Consider the following 23238-nt stretch of genomic DNA (forward strand, 5'->3'; position numbering starts at 1 on the left):
ATGGGGGATTTTACTGATCTATATACCTTATCCCCGCTGCAAGAAGGGATGTTGTTCCATTCGCTGTACTCTGAGGGTTCAGCCTATATGGTACAGAACATTGCCATTCTTACAGGCGAGCTTGACATCGGCAACTTTGAAAAAGCCTGGAACAAAGTGGTTCAAAGACATTCCATTTTGCGTACTGGATTCCTTTGGGAAGAAGTGGAGAAGCCACTTCAGGTGGTCTTCGAAAGTGTTCCTTTTTCCATACACCAGGACGACTGGTCACATCACACCGGTGAAGAGCAAAGAACCATGCTGACATCGTTTTTGCAAAAAGAAAAAGAGGTGGGCTTCGACTTGAGCGAAGCCCCACTCATGCGAGTGACGGTCATCAAAAAGGCCAAAGATGTGCACCAGTTCATCTGGACCTTTCACCATTTGCTCTTGGATGGATGGAGCAGCCCCATTCTTTTTCAGGAAGTCCTCGATTTCTATGAGGCGTACTGCCAAGGCAAGGACTTGAGACTTCCGCAGCCAAAGCCATTCAAGGATTATATCTCCTGGCTTCGTCGTCAGGACAAGGCGGAGTCTGAAAAGTTCTGGCGCGAGTTCCTGTCGTCCGTCGAGGGTCCAACCCCTCTTCCTTTTGAATCTTATCCCTTGAGGGATTCAGAAGAGGAAAAAGGAATTCATGAATCGACTCGAACCTTGACTGATGAAATCTCGAAAGCTCTCTTAAAATTAGCTCGAACGTATAAGGTTACGGTCAACACCATCGTGCAAGGGGCATGGGCCATTCTCCTCAGCCGTTTGAGCGGGGAAGAAAGCGTGATATACGGGGTAACCGGTTCCGGGCGCCCGAGTGATCTGCCAGGTGTAGAGCAGATGGTTGGAATGTTTATCAACACGTTGCCGATGAAAACGAAAGTAGAGCCTGAGCAAACGTTGGATCAGTGGTTCAAAGAGTTGCAAAATCAGCAATCGAGAGTCCGCCAATATGAATACTCGCCATTGGTGGATATCCAGGGCTGGACGGATGTACCCCGTGGACTACCACTGTTTGAAAGTATTTTCGTTTTTGAGAACTATCCGCTGGGAGAAGGAGAAGAGCGGGAATTCGGTTTTTCCATCTCTCAGGTAGAGCACTTCCAAGAAGTAGATAATCCGCTTACGATTGTCGGGATTCCGGGCGAGCAATTTAGCATCAAAATGATATACAGGACAGACCGCTTTGAGCAGACGGCAATCGAACGGACACTTGACCAAATGGCATCCATTCTAGCTGCCATCGTGGAGAATCCGAAACAACTCTTGTCCTCTATCTCTATCCTCAGTCCAGAAGAGAGGCAGCATTTACTGGTTGAGCTAAACGATACTACGAGCGAATACCCTCGGGATAAAACCGTTCCACAACTGTTTGCTGAAACAGCGGCCCAATACCCGGATCGTATCGCTGTCGTTGCGGGGGAAGAACAGTTGACCTACGCCGAGCTGGAGGCAAAAGCCAATCAGCTTGCCAACTACTTGCAAAAGCAAGGAGTAGAAACAGGCACTTTTGTCGGGCTTTGCGTAGAACGCTCGTTAGATATGCTCGTGGGTATGCTCGGGATTCTCAAAGCGGGCGGGGCGTATGTGCCACTCGACCCTGCGTATCCAGAAGAACGCCTTGCTTTCATGCTGGCAGATGCCCATATTTCCATTTTATTGACACAGGAGCACATGTCTGACAGGTGGCAAGGACAAGAGCTTACCATTCTCAATCTCGACCAGGCCGGGGAAAAATGGGCAGAAGAAAGCACGCTTGCTCCTCAACTAGATATGACAGCCGACAGTCTCGCCTATGTCATTTACACCTCCGGTTCGACGGGAACACCAAAAGGAGTGCTGGTCGTCCAGCGCGGGATTGTTCGCCTGATCAAAAACACGAACTACGTGACCATTACGGAGGAGGACGTGTTCCTGCAAGCCTCTACCGTATCGTTTGACGCTGCTACCTTTGAGATTTGGGGGGCGTTGTTAAACGGAGCGAAGCTGGTGTTGATGCCACCACATCAATCTTCCCTCGATGAACTGGGGGAGATGATTCAAAATCACAAGGTGACGACACTTTGGCTGACGGCTGGTCTGTTCACGGTCATGGTTGACCACAAGGTGGAGTACTTGCGCGGCGTGCGGCAGCTACTTGTCGGTGGGGATGTTGTTTCCACATCCCACGTACGCAAGGTGCTCTCTCTTGGCGGTACCACGGTGATAAACGGCTATGGACCGACGGAAAATACGACGTTTACTTGCTGCCATCCCGTCACGGAGCTTGCAGAAGGTGTCAACTCCTTCCCGATCGGCCGACCGATTTGCAATACCACAGTGTACGTATTGGACCAACATCAACAACCTGTCCCTCTGGGTGCAGCAGGCGAATTATATATAGGCGGAGATGGACTCGCTCTTGGCTATTTGAATAATCCGGAGTTGACCGCAGAGCGTTTTGTGGAGAATCCGTTTGATCCACATGGAAGTTCTCGACTGTACCGTACTGGTGACTTGGTTCGTTATTTGCCTGATGGCACGATTGAGTTTATCGGTCGTATTGACAATCAGGTAAAAATCCGCGGCTTCCGCATCGAATTAGGTGAGGTGGAAGCAGCACTCAGCCTGCATCCATCTGTAAACGAAGTTGTGGTTTTGGTCCGTGAGATGAAGCCGGGCGAGAAGCATCTAACGGCGTATCTTACCGTTTCAGGAGACAACAACCTCGAAACTTCTGATTTGCGTGCATGGACAAAAACAAAGTTGCCAGAATTCATGAGGCCATCATTTTATATTTTCCTTGATGCGATGCCTTTGACGGCAAATGGTAAAATCGACCGCAAACAATTGCCGGAACCGGAATGGACAAATCCTGCTTCCGACAAAGGCTACATGGAGCCGCGCAATCAGGTAGAAGAGCTGATTGCCAACATATGGTCGCAGGTACTTGGAGTAGAAAAAGTGGGGATTCACGATAACTTTTTCGAACTAGGTGGACATTCCCTTTTGGCGACACGAGTCATATCACGCCTGAGAGAGGCGTTTGGAATAGAGCAGACGGTGCGCTCCATTTTTGAACATCCAACCATTGCAGCATGGAGTGAACAGGGAGCAGCACTTCATTTGGGAGAAAAAGAAACGATTGGCGGATCAATTCAGCCTGTGTCAAGACAGAGCAATCTGCCGTTGTCTTTTGCCCAACAGCGATTGTGGTTCTTTGATCAATTCATGCCGGAAAGCCCGATGTACAACATCCCATCTGCCCTTCGCTTACAAGGAGAACTCGATGTAGTGGCATGGGAGAAGAGCTTACAGGCGATCATTTTGCGTCACGAAAGCTTGCGTACCACGTTCCACGAAATAGACGGACAATCCATACAAGTGATTCATCCGCATATGGACTGGAAAATGGACATTTTGGACTTGCGGGACCTATCCGCTGAACAGAAAGAACAAAAGGTAGAGCAGTTGGCTGAAGCCGAAACGGCCCGAGCTTTTTCCCTTGGACAGGGACCGCTGATACGTGCAACGATGATCCAAACAGATGATCACGCATATGTCTTCTTGATCAACATGCACCACATCATCTCTGATGGTTGGTCGATGGGCATCTTCTATCGCGAATTGCTTGCCAACTACGAAGCCTTCCGTAAACAAGAAACACCAGAGCTTCCAGAGCTGCCGATTCAATATGCGGATTTTGCCACATGGCAGCGTGAGTGGCTGGACGGCGAAATCTTGGAACAGCAGGTTGCTTATTGGAAAGAAAAACTGAATGGAGCAGAACCGCTTCTAGCACTGCCGACAGACCGTTCGCGTCCCGCTGTGCAATCCTATAAAGGAGCCATTTACACCAAGACCTTTTCTGCGGACTTGCTTGCCAAATTGAAAGTGCTTAGCCAGGAGTCCAATTCTACCTTGTTTATGACGTTGCTGGCTGCATTCCAGACCCTTCTATACCGCTATAGTGGACAAGAAGACATCGTTGTGGGAAGTCCGGTAGCTGGACGCAATCGGCAAGAAACCGAGAATTTGATTGGATTTTTTGTCAACACTTTGGCACTGCGAACCAACGTAACAGGAGATGTCACCTTTACAGAATTACTGGCACGCGTTCGAGAAACAGCGTTGGAGGCCTATGCACATCAAGATTTACCTTTTGAAAAATTGGTCGATGAGCTACAGCTAGAGCGTAGCCTCAGCTACTCGCAGTTGTTCCAGGTCATGTTTGTCCTGCAAAACTTCCCGCTGGAGGATGCAGTAACGTCCGGCATTCAGTTGACACCACTGGATTCTGAGCGACATTTGACGACATCCAAGTTTGACCTCACATTGACGATGAGAGAGCAGGCAGACGGACTTGTGGCTTCCTTTGAGTACAGCACAGATTTGTTCGACAGATCGACGATCGAGCGAATGACTGGACATTTGCAAAATTTGCTTGAGGCTATCATCGCCCAACCAGAGGAGTCGATTGAAAAGCTTGATCTTCTAAGGGAGAGCGAACGAAATAAACAGGTAGTAGAGCTTAATAACACAGCGAGCGAATACCCTCGGGATAAAACCGTTTCACAACTGTTTGCCGAAACAGCGACCCAATACCCGGATCGTATCGCCGTCGTTGCGGGAGATGAACAGTTGACCTACGCCGAGCTGGAGGCAAAAGCCAATCAGCTTGCCCACTACTTGCAAAAGCAAGGAGTAGAAACAGGTACTTTTGTCGGGCTATGCGTAGAACGCTCGTTAGATATGCTCGTTGGTATGCTGGGGATTCTAAAGGCAGGCGGGGCGTATGTGCCACTCGACCCTGCGTATCCAGAAGAACGTCTGGCTTTCATGGTGGCAGATGCCCAGATTTCGATTTTATTGACACAGGAGCATTTGGCTGACAGGTGGCAAGGACAAGAGCTTACCATTCTCAATCTCGACCAGGCCGGGGAAAAATGGGCAGAAGAAAGCACGCTTGCTCCTCAAGTAGATATGACAGCCGACAGTCTCGCCTATGTCATTTACACCTCCGGTTCGACGGGAACACCAAAAGGAGTGCTGGTCGTCCAGCGCGGGATTGTTCGCCTGATCAAAAACACGAACTACGTGACCATTACGGAAGAGGACGTGTTCCTGCAAGCCTCTACCGTATCGTTTGACGCTGCTACCTTTGAGATTTGGGGGGCGTTGTTAAACGGAGCGAAGCTGGTGTTGATGCCGCCACATCAACCTTCCCTCGATGAACTGGGGGAGACGATTCAGAATCACAAGGTGACGACACTTTGGCTGACGGCTGGTCTGTTCACGGTCATGGTTGACCACAAGGTAGAGTACTTGCGCGGCGTGCGGCAGCTACTTGTCGGTGGGGATGTTGTTTCCACATCCCATGTACGCAAGGTGCTCTCTCTTGGGGATATCACGGTGATAAACGGCTATGGCCCGACGGAAAATACGACGTTTACTTGCTGCCATCCCGTCACGGAGCTTGCAGAAGGAGTCAACTCCTTCCCGATCGGCCGACCGATTAGCAATACCACAGTGTACGTATTGGACAAGCATCAACAACCTGTCCCTCTGGGTGCAGCAGGCGAATTATATATAGGCGGAGATGGACTAGCTCTTGGCTATTTGAATAATCCGGAGTTGACCGCAGAGCGTTTTGTGGAGAATCCGTTTGATCCACATGGAAGCTCTCGCCTGTACCGTACTGGTGACTTGGTTCGTTATTTGCCTGATGGCACGATTGAGTTTATCGGACGTATCGACAATCAAGTAAAAATTCGCGGCTTCCGCATTGAACTAGGCGAAATCGAGACAGTGTTGCAGAGCCATCCGGCTGTAAAAGAATCATTACTCATGGTGAGAGAGGAAACTCCAGGAGACAAGCGCCTAGCCGCCTACCTCGTTTTTGCAGAGGAAAAAGAGGTTGCTCACACCGAGATGCGATCCTATCTCAAGGATAAGTTGCCAGAGCACATGATCCCATCCGCCTTTGTGAAGTTGGACAGCTTCCCGCTGACACCAAATGGAAAAGTGGACCGCCGGGCGCTACCAATCCCTGACTATTCCCGAAATGAGGCGGATAGCGGTTATGTAGCACCTGCAACGGATTTGGAAATAAAATTGGCAGAAATCTGGAAAAGCGTGCTGGGTGTTGCGAACATCGGCATCTACGACAACTTTTTCGAATTGGGCGGCGACTCCATTCTCAGTATCCAGATCGTCGCAAGAGCCAATCATTCCGGAATACGCTTCACACCCAAGCAACTTTTTGAAAATCAAACAATTGCTGAATTACTGCGCGTTGTTACTGATTTTAGCCAAGAAACAGATATCAAATGGAAAAATGAACAGGGCGCTGTTACGGGAAATGTACCGCTCACCCCAATCCAAAATTGGTTCTTTGACTCCAATCAACCGTCACTGCACCACTGGAATCAGTCGGTACTTCTGACTGTTCAGCAGCCAGTAGACCTAGTTGTACTAAAGCAAACCGTCCAGAGCCTACTGACCCATCATGATGCGTTGCGTATGCGCTTTTCACACCATGACGGCATGTGGACACAAATGATGGAAGGTCTTGAAGAGAATGTTCCATTCCGTAGCGTGGATCTTTCTAATTTCCCTAAACAGGAACAAGAGTCCAGGCTGGAGGAAATCTCACAAGAAGTACAAGCGAGCCTAAATATCACAGAAGGTCCCGTTGTACAGGCTGTGTACTTCAACGTGGGCGAAGAGCAAGCTGGCCGACTTTTGCTCGTCATTCACCACTTGGTTGTTGACGGTGTATCGTGGCGTATTTTGCTAGAGGATCTTCAACATACCTATGATCAAATAGCGAACAGTCAAGACGTACAAATGCCAGCAAAGACGACTTCGTTCAAGATGTGGGCTGAACAATTAGTCGCGTATGCCAATTCAGACGCCATCCAGCAAGAAAAAGAGTACTGGCTCAAACAAGACCATGAGGCGAGTCCGATCCCGATTGATCACCTTTATGAACCGAGTCAGAACACCGAAGCGACTACCAAACAAGTAACATTCTCGTTAAACGCAGGAGAAACCCGTGCTCTGTTGCAGGAAACACTTTCTCCCTACCGTTTGAAAATCAACGATGTATTACTCGCTGCCTTAACAAAAGCGATGCACCGTTGGACTGGGAAACAGACGTTATCTTTCCATCTCGAGGGGCATGGACGCGAGGATATTTTGGAAGGAGCGGATTTATCCCGCACCGTTGGCTGGTTCACGAGTATGTATCCGGTACAACTTACACTTGACCAGACGAAACCGTGGAGCGAACTGTTGAAAGCGGTCAAAGAACAGCTTCGAGCCATTCCGCAAAATGGAGTTGGCTATGGTATCCTGCGCTACTTACGTCAGGATGACGAGCTGAAAGAGCAGTTGAAGTCTCGAATGAAGCCAGAGATCAGCTTCAACTACCTCGGCCAGTTTGATCAGGTCGTTTCATCTGACTCCAAGTTTGGCATGGCTGCTGAATCGAGAGGCTCGAATCTTGCACCTGATTCCATACGCTCGCATTTAATCGATGTAAATAGCGTCATTTCCGAAGAACAACTGCATGTCACCTGGTTTTACAACGAAAACATCCACGAGAAAAGTACGGTGGAAGCAGTTGCTCAAGTTTATATGGACGCCTTGCGTGAGATTATGGCTCATTGCCGCTCGGAAGAAGCAGGAGGCTATACTCCTTCTGATTTCCCGTTATCTCGTCTGGATCAGCGTACAATCGACACGTATGTGGGTAGAGATCGTTCCATCGAGAACATCTATCCACTGACGCCGTTGCAGGAAGGCATGCTTTTCCATTCCCTGTACGAGCAAGAGGGCGGAGACTATGTGGTTCAGTTCTCCATGACGATCCATCATTTGCAAGTCGATGCACTCCAGCAAGCATGGCAAAAAGTCATCGATCGTCATTCCATTCTGCGTACCTCGTTTATCTGGGATGGAGTAGTGAATCCGCATCAAATTGTTCGCAAGCACGTTCAAGTGACGGTTGATGAAAGAGATCTGCGACACTTACCGACGGATAGGCAGAAAGCAGCGTTAGACGTATTTTTGGAAGAGGATCGCAAGCGGAACTTCTCGATTACAGAAGCACCTCTCATGCGTTTGACTTTGTTTCGGATTAGCAACGAAACATATCGCTTTATCTGGAGCTTCCACCACGTATTACTGGACGGTTGGAGTTTGCCGCTCGTCTTAAAGGACTGGTTTGCCGCTTATTTAGCACTGGTAGATGGAAAAGACATTCAGCTTGGGGCTGTACAGCCATTTTCCCAGTATGTTGCGTGGATCCAGCGCCAAGACTTGCAAGCTGCGGAACGCTTCTGGCGCAACCATCTGAAAGGGATATACGGGCCGACACAAATCAATCTCGGACAAGCACTCCAATCCACTGGAGAACCCAAAACCTACGACGAGCGCTTTATCAGATTCTCGGCCGAGTTTACCGAACAGCTGCAATCCTTTGCCCGTCAGCATCAGGTAACGCTGAATACTTTCATACAAAGTGCGTGGGGCATGATCCTCGGAGCTTACAGTGGGGAAGCAGACGTCGTATTCGGGGCAACTGGTTCAGGACGTCCAGCCGATTTGCCTGGTGTAGAAAATATGGTGGGTCTGTTCATCAATACGCTTCCGGTGCGAATCACACTCGATCCAACCAAAACCGTTCGGGTATGGCTGCGCGAATTGCAAGAAATGCAATTGGAGATTCGCCAATATGAGTACACGCCGCTGGTTGACATCCAGAGTTGGAGCGAATTCGAGCGTAACACCTCTCTGTTCGAAAGTATTTTTATCTTTGAGAACTATCCGATCGACGAGTCTGTGAAAGAAGCGGACAGCCGTATTCAGATTTCTGATGTAGACTCTGCGGAGCAAACGAACTATCCACTTACCGTAGTATGTGGCCCTGGAAAAGAATTTGTCCTCAAAATCGTTTTTGATCAAAACCGATTCGATCCTATGCGTATCGAACGTGTCCTGGAGCAAATGACTCTTCTGCTCCAATCGATGACAGCCAATCCTGATCAAACTCTGGCTGATGTGAGCATGATCAGCGAAAGCGAACAAGAGCAGGTTTTGGTCGAGTGGAACGATACGAAGGTCGATTATCCGACCGGGCTTTGCATTCATCAAGCATTTGAACAACAAGTACAAAAGAAGCCCGATGCGATCGGACTCATGTACAAAGAGATGGAAATGACATATGCCGAGCTGAATCAGCGAGCGAACCAATTGGCGCATTATCTCCTTGCCCAAGGCGTGAAACCAGATACACTCGTCGGGATTTGCATCGAGCGCTCTCCTGAGATGATCGTCGGGATTCTCGGAGTGATGAAAGCAGGTGCCGCCTATGTTCCAATCGATCCGGCACATCCGCTAGAGCGTATTGCCTACATGATCGAGGATTCGCAGGCAAACATCGTGTTGACCCAGCAATCTCTGGCAAGCCATTTAACTACAACGAAGGCTCAGGTAATTTGCCTTGATAGTAATGCTTTGGAAAATGAACCTGTTCACGATGTGAAGTGCGGGGTTTCAGAACAAAATCTTGCCTATGTCATTTACACATCTGGTTCCACTGGCTTGCCCAAAGGCGTTATGGTCGAACACCAAAGTGCAATGAATATGGCTCATTACCTGATTGAGTTGTTCCAAGTCCAGCCGTCTAGCCGCGTCTTGCAGTTATGTTCGTTCAGCTTCGACGTATCTGTCGCGGAGATCGTCATGGCTTTGATTTCGGGTGCGACCCTAGTCATTGAGGATCGAGAAATGCTCTTGCCAGGCCCTGAACTCATCTCTGTCTTGCAAGAAAAACAAATCACGACTGTGATGACGGTGCCCGCTGTTCTTGCGGCATTACCTGACGCCGACTTACCTGATCTGAAAACATTAGTAATCGGTGGCGAAGCCCCAAGCTATGAGCTCATCACTCGCTATGCAAATCATCGTCAATTTTTCAATTGCTACGGCCCAACGGAAGCAACCGTTTGCACCACGCTGATGCTTTTGGATACAAATCTGACGAACACGCCAATTGGCCGCCCTATCGCCAATGCGACCATCTACGTATTAGATGCCAATCTGAAGCCTGTCCCTATAGGTGTACCAGGTGAGCTGTACATTGGTGGAAAAGGCTTGGCACGCGGTTACTGGAATCGTCCAGAGCTTACAGCGGAACGATTCATCACTCATCCGTTTGGAGCGGAAGGCGAACGTCTTTATCGTACAGGGGATCAGGTACGCTATCTGCCAGACGGTAACCTTGAATTTCTCGGTCGTATCGATAATCAGGTGAAAATTCGCGGCTTCCGCATCGAACTAGGTGAAATCGAAAACGCATTGAGAAAGCACTCTGCGATTCGGGAAGCTGTCATTACCGTACGCGACAATCGTTTGGCTGCTTATCTGATTGCAATGGGTGACGAGAAGCCAGCTACAGAGGAGCTCGTTCTCTATCTGAAAGAGACATTGCCGGATTACATGATCCCAGCAGGCATCGTCTGGATGGAGGCGATTCCGCTTACGGTCAACGGAAAAGTAGACCACCGGGCGCTGCCTACACCGGATTGGGGACTTTTGACCACACAACAGGAGTATGTCGCACCACGCACACCAACAGAAGAAATAGTGGCGAACATTTGGACACAGGTGCTTTCCGTAGAGCAAGTCGGGATTCACGACGATTTCTTTGAACGAGGGGGACATTCTCTCCTAGCTACCCAAGCGATTTCCCGTATGCGTCAAACCTTTGGCGTAGACATGCCGCTTCGTACGCTGTTTGATTATCCGACAACGGCAGCGATCAGCGAAAAAATTACGGCATTATTACAAGGGGAAGCGGGTCTCACTGACATCCCGCTCAAGCCCGTGTCGCGTGACGAACACTTGCCGCTCTCATTTGCACAACAACGTTTGTGGTTCTTGGACAAGCTGCTGCCAGACAGTTCCGTCTACAATATCCCAACTGCTGTTCGTCTGATGGGTGAGCTAGACGTCGAGGCATGGGAACGCAGTCTCAAGCTGATCATCCAACGTCATGAGAGCTTGCGTACAACTTTCTCCGATAGGAATGGAGAAGCTGTTCAAGTCATTCACCCGCAGATTGAGTGGAGCCTGGGCCGAATCGACTTACGAGACTGGAACGAAGCGGAGCGAGAAGGGGAAGTATTGCGTCTCGCCATAGAAGATGCGGAACAGTCGTTTCATCTGAATCAAGGGCCGTTATTGCGCGCAAAACTGATTTGCATGGATGAACAAGCGCATGTATTTTTGCTCAATTTACACCACATCATTGCGGATGGCTGGTCCATGAGTGTATTCATGGGGGAGTTAGTCTCCATTTACGAAGCGTTATCTGCTGGGGAAACACCACAACTGGCCGAAATGCCGCTGCAATACGCAGACTATGCCACATGGCAACGCAATTGGTTACAAGGTGAGGTATTGGAGCAACAATTAGCGTACTGGAAAAAACAATTAGGCGATGCAGAACCACTTCTGAGATTGCCGACAGATCGTCCACGCCCTGCTGTTCAGAGCCATAAAGGGGCAATGCATACAATTAGGCTCCCGGAAAAACTGCTTGCCGATCTAAAAGTGCTCAGTCGTGAAGAGGGATCAACCTTATTCATGACCTTGCTAGCTGCCTTTCAGACCCTGCTCTATCGCTACAGTGGTCAAAAAGACATCCTCGTCGGAAGTCCGGGCGCAGGACGAAATAGACAGGAATTGGAGTCACTGATTGGTTTCTTCATTAACACCCTGGTAATGCGTACGGATATGTCTGGGGAACCAACCTTCCGAGACTTGCTAGCAAAAGTACGAGAGACCGCACTGGAAGCTTATGCGCATCAAGACGTGCCGTTTGAAAAACTGGTAGATGAACTGGAGCTGGAACGAAGCCTAAGCTACTCACCGTTATTCCAAGTGATGTTCGTACTGCAAAACATCCCGATGGAAGTACAAGAATTGTCCCAGATTCGCATCGAGCCTTTCCACAAAGGTCAGGAGGGTGTAAGCGCCAAGTTTGATATCACCTTGACCACCGTAGAAGCACCTGACGGACTTATGGCAACATTCGAGTACAACACTGATCTTTTTGATCCAGCAACGATCGAGCGCATGGGGAACCATTTCTCGAACTTGCTAGAGGCAATTTCGGTAAATCCGATGCAACCAGTCACAGCCATACCTCTCCTGGGCGATATGGAAAAGGAGCAGCTTCTCCATCAATGGAATGATACAAATGTACCTTTTGAACGCGAAACATGCGTGCATGAAAGGGTTGCCCGGATTGCACAAGAGTTGCCAAATCAATTAGCAGTTGTATCCGAAGAAGGGCAGATCACCTATGCAGAACTGGATGCCAAAGCGAATCAGGTAGCGAACTACCTGCAAAAACAGGGAGTATCCTCCGAAACACTTGTCGGCATTTGCGTAGAACGTTCCATCGATATGCTCATCGGTCAATTGGGAATCCTCAAAGCTGGCGGTGCTTATGTCCCAATGGACACAGCGTATCCACAAGAGCGTCTTGCATTCATGATGAAAGATGCCAATATGCCAGTTGTAGTAACCCAAGAACGACTGTTAGAGCGATTGCCGGAAGGTACTGCCTCATTCATCTGCTTAGATCGTGATTGGACTATCATATCGGAAGAGAGCAGCGAGGCGCCGAACATGGCAATGACAACAGAGAATCTGGCATATGTCATCTATACGTCTGGTTCTACTGGGACGCCAAAAGGGGTAGAGATCGAACATGCCGCCTTGTTAAATCTCATTTCCTGGCACCAACGGTCGTACAGCGTAGATTCAAATGATCGAGCTTCACAAATCGCAGGGACAGCCTTTGATGCGTCTGTTTGGGAAATCTGGCCGTACCTGACAAAGGGAGCAACACTTTATCTCCCATCAGAAGAGATTCGTCTGGTCCCGGAGGAACTCAGAGATTGGCTTGTTGCATCGGGTATCACGATTAGCTTTTTGCCAACGCCATTGGCGGAAAGGCTGCTTACCTTGGAATGGCCTATCGGCACGAAGCTGCGGTATATGCTCACAGGGGGCGACAAGCTACACGATTACCCACCAGCAACCATGCCGTTTACACTTGTGAACCAATACGGCCCAACTGAAAATGCGGTTGTCGCCACAGCAGGTATCGTTCCGACAGAAGCTACTCATGTTTTCGCACCATCAATCGGTCGTCCAATAGACAATGTGCAGGTATACGTCCTTGATGAAAAACGAAAACCTGTGCCGATTGGTGTAGCCGGAGAGCTCTATATTGCAGGAGACAGCTTGGCACGGGGTTATCTAAAGCGCCCTGATCTGACCAAAGAGCGGTTCGTAGCCAATCCATACTCACAAAAACCAGGAGCGCGCATGTACCGAACGGGAGACCTGGTTCGTTACCTGCCAGATGGAAACATAGATTTCATTGGCCGCGCTGACGATCAGGTGAGCATTCGAGGATTCCGGGTCGAACTGGGTGAAATTGAAACGGCTCTGTACACTCATCCGGCAGTGAAAGAAACCATCGCCCTCGTGCGAGAGGATACTCCGGGCGTAAAACGACTCGCTGCCTACGTTGTACTTGGAGAAAATCAAGAAATTAAAGCAAGTGACTTCCGTAGCTATCTGAAGGAAAAGCTGCCTGAGTACATGGTACCAGCTGCATTTGTCATCATGGATAACCTGCCGCTGACCCCAAACGGTAAGGTAGACCGACAAGCATTGCCTGTACCTGATTTCTTACACAACGAAACAGAAGGCAGCTTTGCTGCGCCGACAACTGCTATAGAGGCTACGCTTGCAGATATATGGAAAAAAGTCCTAGGTATTGACAACGTTGGTATTTATGACAACTTTTTCGAGTTGGGTGGAGACTCCATCTTGAGTATCCAAATTGTTTCTCGAGCCAATCAGGCTGGAATTCGTTTGACACCGAAACAACTCCTGAGAAATCAAACCATCGCGGAACTGGCAAGTGTCGTGACAGAGACTGGCGGCATACAAGCAGTAAAAATCCAGGCAGAACAAGGCATCGTGACGGGAGAGGTACCGCTCACGCCAATTCAATCGTGGTTCTTCACGACTGAACAACCGTCGATCCATCATTGGAACCAATCCTTGCTTTTGACGGTGCAACAACCTGTTGACCTGACTGTTCTAGCGCGTGTCATCGAGAGTCTGCTCACGCATCACGACGCATTACGTATGCGTTATATCCATACGGAGCAAGGCTGGACCCAACATATCGAGGGACTTCCTGAGACCATTCCATTCCGTAGTGTGGACCTGTCCGCTGTTCGCGAAGAAGAACAAGCCGATCGTCTGGAGCAAATCGCAAACGAGGTGCAATCTAGTCTACATGTAAGCGAGGGACCCGTTTTCCAAGCGCTGTACTTCCATCTTGGAGCGGACCAACCTGGTCGTCTGCTGATTGTTGCCCACCATCTGGTGATTGACGGTGTGTCCTGGCGCATTTTGCTAGAGGATCTGCAAACTGCTTACGAGCAATTGGTAAACGATCAACCGGTATCATTCCCGGCGAAAACGACTTCATTCAAGTCATGGGCAGAGCAATTGCAATCCTATGCGAATTCCGAAGCGATCGAGCCGGAAAAAGCGTTCTGGCTGGGTCAAAGTGATGAAGTGAGTCCACTTCCCATTGACCGTGCCTTCGAGCCAAGCCAAAACACAGATGTAACCTCCAAACAAGTCAGTCTTGCGCTTACTATCGAAGAAACTCGCGCGTTGTTGCAGGATACCCTTTCGCCTTACCGCCTGCAGATCAATGATGTATTGCTTACGGCTTTAGCCAAAGCAATGAATCGGTGGACTGGTGAAAAAATAGTAGCTGTTCATCTGGAAGGGCACGGACGAGAGGAAATTATCGAAGGAGCAGACTTATCCCGTACGGTTGGCTGGTTTACGAGCATGTACCCGGTACAGCTTTCAATTGATCCGTCGAAGCCGTGGGGCGACGCTTTGAAAGCGGTCAAGGAACAGCTTCGTCGCATTCCAAAGAAAGGTGTAGGGTACGGCATCCTCCAATACCTCAGTCAGGATCAGGAGTTGAAAAAATGGCTGGGTGAAAAGCCGAAGCCAGAAATCAGCTTCAACTATCTCGGACAGTTTGATCAGATCGTACAAACCGAATCGAGATTTGGCATGGCACAAGAATCAAGAGGCTCCAATCTGGGGAAAGACACAAGACGCCAGCACCTGATAGATGTAAACAGTGTCATATCCGGCGAACAACTCCATGTCACATGGATCTATAGCGAAAACATTCACGAGGAAAGCACGATTCAAGAGCTTGCGTGCAACTATCTGGAAGCTTTGCGCGAGATCATGGCCCACTGCCAGTCCGAAGAAGCAGGCGGCTATACACCATCTGACTTCCCGCTAGCGCGAATGGATCAACGGGCTATCGACAAGCATCTGGGACAGGATCGCCTGATCGAGAACGTCTATCCACTCAGTCCATTGCAAGGTGGCATGCTGTTCCACTCCCTGTACGAAGAAGAGGGGGGAGACTATATTGTTCACTTTGCCATGACGATGGAGGGCTTGCACGTCGATGCGTTTGAACAGGCGTGGCAAAAGGTAGTGGATCGTCATCCAATCTTGCGTACCTATTTTGTTTGGGAAGGTTCTGAGGCTCATCAGATTGTACGCAAACAAGTAAAAGCAACTGTAGAAAAAATCGACCTTCGTCATTTGACAACGGAGCAGCAAAAAACGGAGCTGGCCCACTACCTAGAAGCTGACCGCAGACGAAATTTCGAGATTGCGTCTCCACCACTCATGCGTTGGACGTTGTTCCACTTACATGAGGGAGTTTATCGCTTCACTTGGAGCTTCCATCATGTACTGCTTGATGGTTGGAGCGTCCCGATTGTACTAAAAGACTGGTTTAGTGCTTATGTGTCCCTAGCAGAAGACAGAGAGGTTTCGTACAGCTACGTCCAACCATTCTCTGCGTATATCGATTGGGTACAGCGCCAAGACTTGAGTGCTGCCGAACATTTTTGGCGTGAACAGCTAAAAGGCTTCCACGAGTCAACCCCATTAGCGATGAGTAACCACTCAGGCGTCCGGGAAAATACGCTGAAAGTGTACGAAGAGAAAGAAATTCGCTTATCAGCGGAAATGACTTCACGTTTGCAAGCCTTTGTCCGCACTCATCAGCTGACCTTGAATACGCTTGTCCAAGGAGCATGGGCTCTCATCCTGAGCCGATACAGCGCAACGGATGATGTCGTCTTCGGTGCAACCGTTTCCGGTCGTCCGGCTGATCTGCCTACCGTAGAGGGCATGGTAGGTCTCTTCATCAACACCCTGCCGATTCGTGTTTTTATAGATGCGAACAAATCGGTGCGGGAATGGCTACGCGAGATTCAAGAACATCAAGTGGAGCTTCGCCAGTTTGAGTACACGCCGTTGGTTGACATCCAAGGCTGGAGTGAAATGGCTCGTAATGCTGCCCTGTTCGAGAGCATCTTCATTTTTGAGAACTACCCGATTGGTGAATCGGTAAAAGATGAACACAATCAGCTGCAATTATCTGATGTGGAGACGATGGAACAAACGAATTATCCAATTACCGTCGTCTGCGGTCCGGGTAAAGAGTTCATCCTTAAGATCAAATACGACCAAAGCAGATTCGCGTCTGAAAATATCGAACGAGTTCTGCACCAGATGTCTCACTTGCTCGAATCCATGATGGCTAAGCCTGAACAGTGCTTGGCAGAGGTGTCGATGATCAGTGAAAGCGAGCTCCAGCAAGTAGTAGTCGAATGGAATGACACGCGCGTAGATTATCCGACCCAGCTATGCATACATCAGGCATTTGAGAAACAAGTGGAAAAGACCCCTGATGCGATTGCACTCGTTTACAAGAAGAAGGAGCTGACCTATGCCGAGCTGAACAACCGTGCAAACCAGCTGGCACACAGGTTGATTGCATCGGGAGTACAACCGGACAAGCTAGTTGGCATTTGCGTCGAGCGTTCTTTCGAGATGATCATCGCTTTCCTCGGTGTAATGAAAGCAGGTGCAGCTTATGTGCCAATCGATCCGGCGCATCCGCAAGATCGCATTGCCTACATGATCGAAGATTCGCAGGCGCACATTTTGTTGACGCAAGTATCGCTGAAAGACATGCTACCAGTTCCTTCTAAACAGATCATTTGCCTCGATAGCGATGAACTGGCAGAAGAACCTACCACAAACGTGGATAGCAGCGTCCATGAGCATCATCTCGCGTACGTCATCTATACTTCTGGTTCAACCGGTTTGCCAAAAGGGGTAATGGTCGAGCACCATTCGGTTGTCAATTTGACACATGCCCTGATCCATTCGTTCCAAATCGATGCGACGAGCCGGGTTTTGCAATTCACATCCTTTAGCTTTGATGTTTCAGTCTCCGAGATCGCTATGACCCTGCTCGCTGGTGCCACGCTCGTCTTGGAGGATCGCGAATTACTTTTACCTGGTCCGGAGTTGATCCAAGTCCTGCAGGAACAACGCATCACGACCGTGACAATGGCTTCCTCTGTAGCATCGGCATTGCCACAAGCGGATTTGCCAGACCTGAAGACTCTGATTGTCGGCGGGGAAGCGTTAAGCCGAGAGCTTGTTGCTCGTCACGCCAAGGATCGCCAGCTCTTTAACTGCTATGGACCAACAGAAACAACCGTCACCGCTACTCTCGTACGTTGTGAGAATAACGGCCAAAATCCATCAATCGGTCGACCCATCGCCAATGTGGAAGTGTATGTATTGGATGCATACCTGCAACCTGTGGCAATAGGCGTACCAGGCGAGCTGTACATCGGCGGAAAAGGAATAGCCAGAGGGTACTGGAATCGTCCTGAACTTACGAAAGAACGCTTTATCAATCATCCGTTCGGTAAGGAAGGAGAACGCCTCTATCAGACTGGCGACCTGGTTCGCTATACGGAAGACGGACAGATCGAATTCCTCGGACGAATCGACGACCAAGTCAAAATTCGCGGTTATCGAATCGAGCTGGGCGAAATCGAAAATAGACTCAGGCAACATCCAGCTGTTCAGAATGTCGTCGTTATCGCGCGTGAGGATCGAAAAGGAGACAAGCGTTTGGCGGCTTATCTCGTTGCAGCAAACGAACAACAACCGAGTGATGCTGAGCTTATCCACTACCTGAAAGAGACCCTACCGGAATACATGGTTCCTGCAGGTTATGTATGGATGCCAGAGATTCCACTCACGGTCAACGGGAAAGTAAATCGCCGTGCCCTTCCAGCACCGGATTGGGGACAAGGGGAGACAGAAAAGGAATATGTGGCACCGCGTACTCCAACAGAGGAAATCGTTGCCCATATTTGGTCGCAGGTTCTTTCCGTTGAGGGAATTGGAATCCACGATGACTTCTTTCAACTGGGTGGACATTCACTCTTGGCTACCCAGACCGTTTCCCGCCTGAAAGAAACATTTGGTGTGGAAGTACCACTCCGTGCCTTGTTCGAGAATCCTAGCGTGGCACAAATGAGCGAAAAAGTAACCGGACTACTGGAAGCCAAATCGAATGTTGCCAGCATTCCACTCGTACCCGTTTCTCGCGACCAGCATCTACCGCTCTCCTTTGCCCAGCAACGCTTGTGGTTCTTGGATCGCTTAATGCCGGACAGCGCCTTGTACAACATCCCGTCTGCCATGCGGATGCAAGGACACCTCAACATTCATGCATGGGAACGCAGTCTGCAGATGATCATCGAGCGGCACGAGAGCTTGCGAACAACCTTCACTGACATCAACGGGGAAGCGATACAGGTCATTCACCCAGATATGGCGTGGAGCCTGGGTAAGATTGATTTGCGCGACCTACCAGAAGAAGAGCGTGACACCGAGGTACACCGCCTGGAGAGAGAAGAGGCAACCAAACCATTTGACCTGCGTACAGGACCGTTACTGCGGGCCACGATCATCCAGATCGGCGAAGAGAATTTCGTCTTCCTGCTAAATTTGCACCATATCGTGTCTGACGGCTGGTCGATGAACATTTTCATAAGAGAGCTGGTTGCGATTTATGAAGCGCTTTGCAAGGAAGAAACGCCGCAACTCACCGACATGCCACTCCAATATGCAGATTTTGCAGCTTGGCAGCGTGAATGGTTACAAGGAGAGGCGCTGGAGCAACAACTCGCATACTGGAAAGCAAAACTGAGTGGCAGTGAGCCGCTATTGGCCTTACCGACAGACCGTCCGCGTCCACCTGTACAGACATACAATGGAGCCTTATACACGACGAGTTTCCCGACCGAGCTTGTGGAAAAATTACACGCGCTCAGCCGACAAGAAGGCGCCACGCTCTTTATGACCTTGCTCGCAGCATTCCAAATCCTGCTTCATCGCTACAGCGGGCAAGACGACATTATCGTCGGAAGTCCGGTTGCTGGACGCAATAGACAAGAAACGGAGTCATTAATTGGCTTCTTCATCAACACGCTGGCAATGAGAACCGATATGTCTGGCGCTCCAACCTTCCGTGAACTACTTGCAAGAGTGCGCGAGTCAGCACTGGAAGCATATACACATCAAGACCTGCCCTTTGAAAAGTTAATAGATGAGCTGGAGCTGGAACGTAGTCTAAGCTATTCGCCGCTCTACCAAGTCATGTTCGCTCTGCAAAACTTCGAAATGAAGACTCATGAGCTTGAAGGCATTCAGATTGCTCCGTTTGAAAGCAAGAGCCAAGAAGTGATGTCCAAATACGACATCAGCTTGACGATGGCAGAAACGCCAAACGGCCTGATCGCTACGTTTGATTACAATACCGATTTGTTCGACCAAACAACGATGGAGCGAATGGTGAACCATTTCCATCATGTACTGGAGGGAATCGTCGCCCAACCTGATCGATCGATCATGGCGCTACCATTGCTTCGTCCGGATGAACGTGAACAGCTTATACTTGCGTGGAACAACACAGCTGCCAATTACACGTATGAGAAGACGGTACACGAGCTAGTTGCCGAAATGACAAGGAACATGCCGCATCAACTGGCAGTCGTCTCCAGCGAAGGCTCGCTCACTTACGCAGAACTGGATTCGAAAGCGAATCAGCTGGCGAACTACTTGCAACAACAAGGGGTTACGACAGAGACACTCGTTGGTATTTGCGTGGAACGCTCTCTCGAGATGCTGATCGGTCAATTAGGGATTCTCAAAGCAGGCGGCGCGTTTGTTCCGATGGATCCATCATATCCAAAGGAGCGCCTTGCCTTCATGATGGATGACACGAACATGCCGATCGTATTGACCCAGGAACGCTTGCTTGAAGCATTGCCAACAGGTGATGCAACGTTTATTTGTCTCGATATCGATTGGGATTTGATTGCCAGTGAGAGCACGGTATCACCCGAAATTACGACGACAACGAACAATCTCGCTTATGTCATTTACACCTCTGGTTCTACCGGAACACCAAAAGGCGTGGAAATCGAGCAACGTGCTCTGTTGAATCTCATCTATTGGCACCAGCACGCTTACAACGTCACGCCAGAAGATAGGGCATCACAAATCGCCGGAACGGCCTTCGATGCCGCTGTCTGGGAAATTTGGCCGTATCTGACGGCTGGAGCCACCCTGTATCTGCCACATGAAGAGATTCGTCTCGTACCGGAAAAACTGCGGGATTGGCTCGTCGACTCAGGAATCACGATCAGCTTCTTGCCAACACCATTAGCAGAGAGCTTGATGTCTATTGAATGGCCGGCCGATACTGGTTTGCGCTACATGCTGACAGGCGGTGACAAACTGCATCACTATCCATCGGCTCATCTGCCATTCACATTGGTGAATCAGTATGGACCAACGGAAAATGCCGTCGTAGCTACAGCAGGCATCGTTCCTGTACAAGCTGGTCAGATAGCCGCACCCACAATCGGACGCCCAATCGACAATGTGCAGGTATACGTTCTTGATGCAAAACTGCAACCTGTGCCGATCGGTGTTGCAGGCGAACTGTACATCGCAGGGAACAGCTTGGGGCGCGGGTACCTAAAACGTCCTGATTTGACACAAGAACGCTTCGTCGAAAATCCGTTTGCGCACATTCGAGGGGCAAAAATGTACCGCACAGGAGACCTTGTCCGCTACTTGCCGGACGGCAACATCGAGTTTATCGGCCGTGCCGACGATCAGGTGAGTATCCGTGGTTTCCGTGTCGAGCTGGGCGAGATTGAAACCGCCCTGTACACGCACCCTTCTGTCAAAGAAACAATCGTCCTTGCCCGCGAAGATATGCCAGGTGTCAAACGACTGGCCGCGTATGTCGTGCTTGAAGAAGGGGTAGAGGACCAAGCAGGCAACTTCGACAGCTACCTCAAAGAAATACTGCCGGAGTACATGGTGCCAGCTGCATTCGTCATCATGGATGCTCTGCCACTCACTCCAAATGGCAAAGTAGACCGTCGTGCATTACCTGTACCGGAGTACAAAGTAAGTAATGGAGAATTCGTTGCTCCGGAGACGTTCGTCGAGAGAGTATTGGCCGAAATATGGAAAAAGGTTCTAGGCGTAGAGCAAGTCGGAATTCACGATAACTTCTTCGAACTCGGTGGTGATTCGATTCTAAGCATTCAGATCGTGGCTCGTGCAGCACAATCTGGAATTCGCTTGTCACCGAAGCTCTTGTTCGAAAATCAGTCGATTGCCGAGTTGACACAAGCGATTGGGGAGTCGGTTAACATTTTCGCCGAGCAAGGCATCGTCACAGGGGAAGTGCCACTTCTGCCGATTCAGCGCTGGTTCTTCGAGCAAAAATTGGCAGATCGCAACCACTGGAACCAATCTGTACTTTTAACGGTCAAACCGATCGATCCGGAAATTTTGAGACAAGCTTTTTATCACTTGCTCGGACATCATGATGCCCTCCGCCTCCGTTTCTACCATCAGGATGGAAAATGGAAGCAAATCAACGAGGACTGGACAGATATCATTCCATTTACCGTAGAGGAATTGGGTCATTTGCCGCATGAAGAGCAAGTGAAGCGAATCGGGGAAATCTCTGAGGAAGCTCAGGCTAGCTTGCATCTCTCGGAAGGTCCGTTGCTCCGTGCCGTCTACTTTGATTTGGGCAGTGAACAGGAAGGCCGCTTGCTAGTCGTCATTCACCACTTGGCAGTCGATGGTGTGTCTTGGCGCATCATCACGGAAGACTTGAATAAGGCAAGCATCCAGCTGCTACAAGGCAAGCAGGTGCAGCTGCCGCCAAAAACCAGCTCGTACAAGTATTGGGCTGAAAAATTGACGGAGTACGCCCAATCGGACAGCCTGCGTGAGGAAGCGGATTATTGGTTAAGCAGCCTCGATACAGAAGTAAACGCTCTGCCAAAAGATTATGAGAACGGAAAGAACCGCGAGCTTACTGCAAAGATGGTTTCTGTTGCACTTACGCAGGAAGAAACCAAAGTGCTTTTACAAGATCTGCCTTCGATCTACCAAACGCAGATCAATGATGTCTTGCTCACTGCATTGGCAGAAGCCATTTTCGTCTGGACTGGAAATCAAACCTCCCTCGTCCATTTGGAAGGGCACGGACGTGAAGAGCTTTTTGACGATGTCGATCTATCGCGTACCTTGGGATGGTTCACGAGCATGTATACCATCCTCTTGGATACGAGGGGAACTACCTCTCTCAAAGAAGCGCTACAAACGACCAAAGAACAGCTGCGTAGCATTCCGAACAAGGGGATCGGCTATGGAATTCTCCGTTACCTGAACGAGGAAACGACTGAAACGTTCAAGTCTTTGCCAAAAGCAGAGATTAGCTTCAACTACCTCGGTCAGCTTGATCAGACAGCCGATGACACAGAATCCTTGTTTGGCTTTGCAAACGAAGCAAGAGGCGACAACTTCAACCGCAACTCGGAACGTCAGCACCTGCTGGATTTCGGTAGCTCTGTCGTTGGGGGACAATTGATTGTAACGATCGCCTTCAGTGAAGAGATTTATCGCAAAGAAACCGTCAAAGATTTAGTGGATTACTATGTAAGCGCGCTACGACAATTGATCGAGCTAGGTCAGACGGAGACGACCGCAACACCAACAACAAGTGATCTGTCCGAATTCGGTTGGGATGATGAAGAGATTGCCGACTTACTTGATCTCATCCAAGACAAGTAATGAATACAAACTGCATAGAGGCGT

The 23238-nt window shown here is 49.5% G+C and carries 1 protein-coding gene; it reads left to right on the plus strand.

Features of this window, described 5'->3' with window-relative positions; genetic code table 11:
- Positions 1 to 23214 carry a linear gramicidin non-ribosomal peptide synthetase LgrC gene (gene lgrC / locus M3630_RS01235; protein WP_251250946.1) on the plus strand — a complete coding sequence of 7738 codons (23214 nt, stop codon included), beginning with the start codon at positions 1 to 3 and terminating at the stop codon, positions 23212 to 23214.
- Positions 23215 to 23238 lie beyond the last annotated feature (24 nt).

Origin of the sequence: Brevibacillus sp. MER 51, assembly GCF_023714195.1 — a bacterium.
GTDB lineage: Bacteria > Bacillota > Bacilli > Brevibacillales > Brevibacillaceae > Brevibacillus.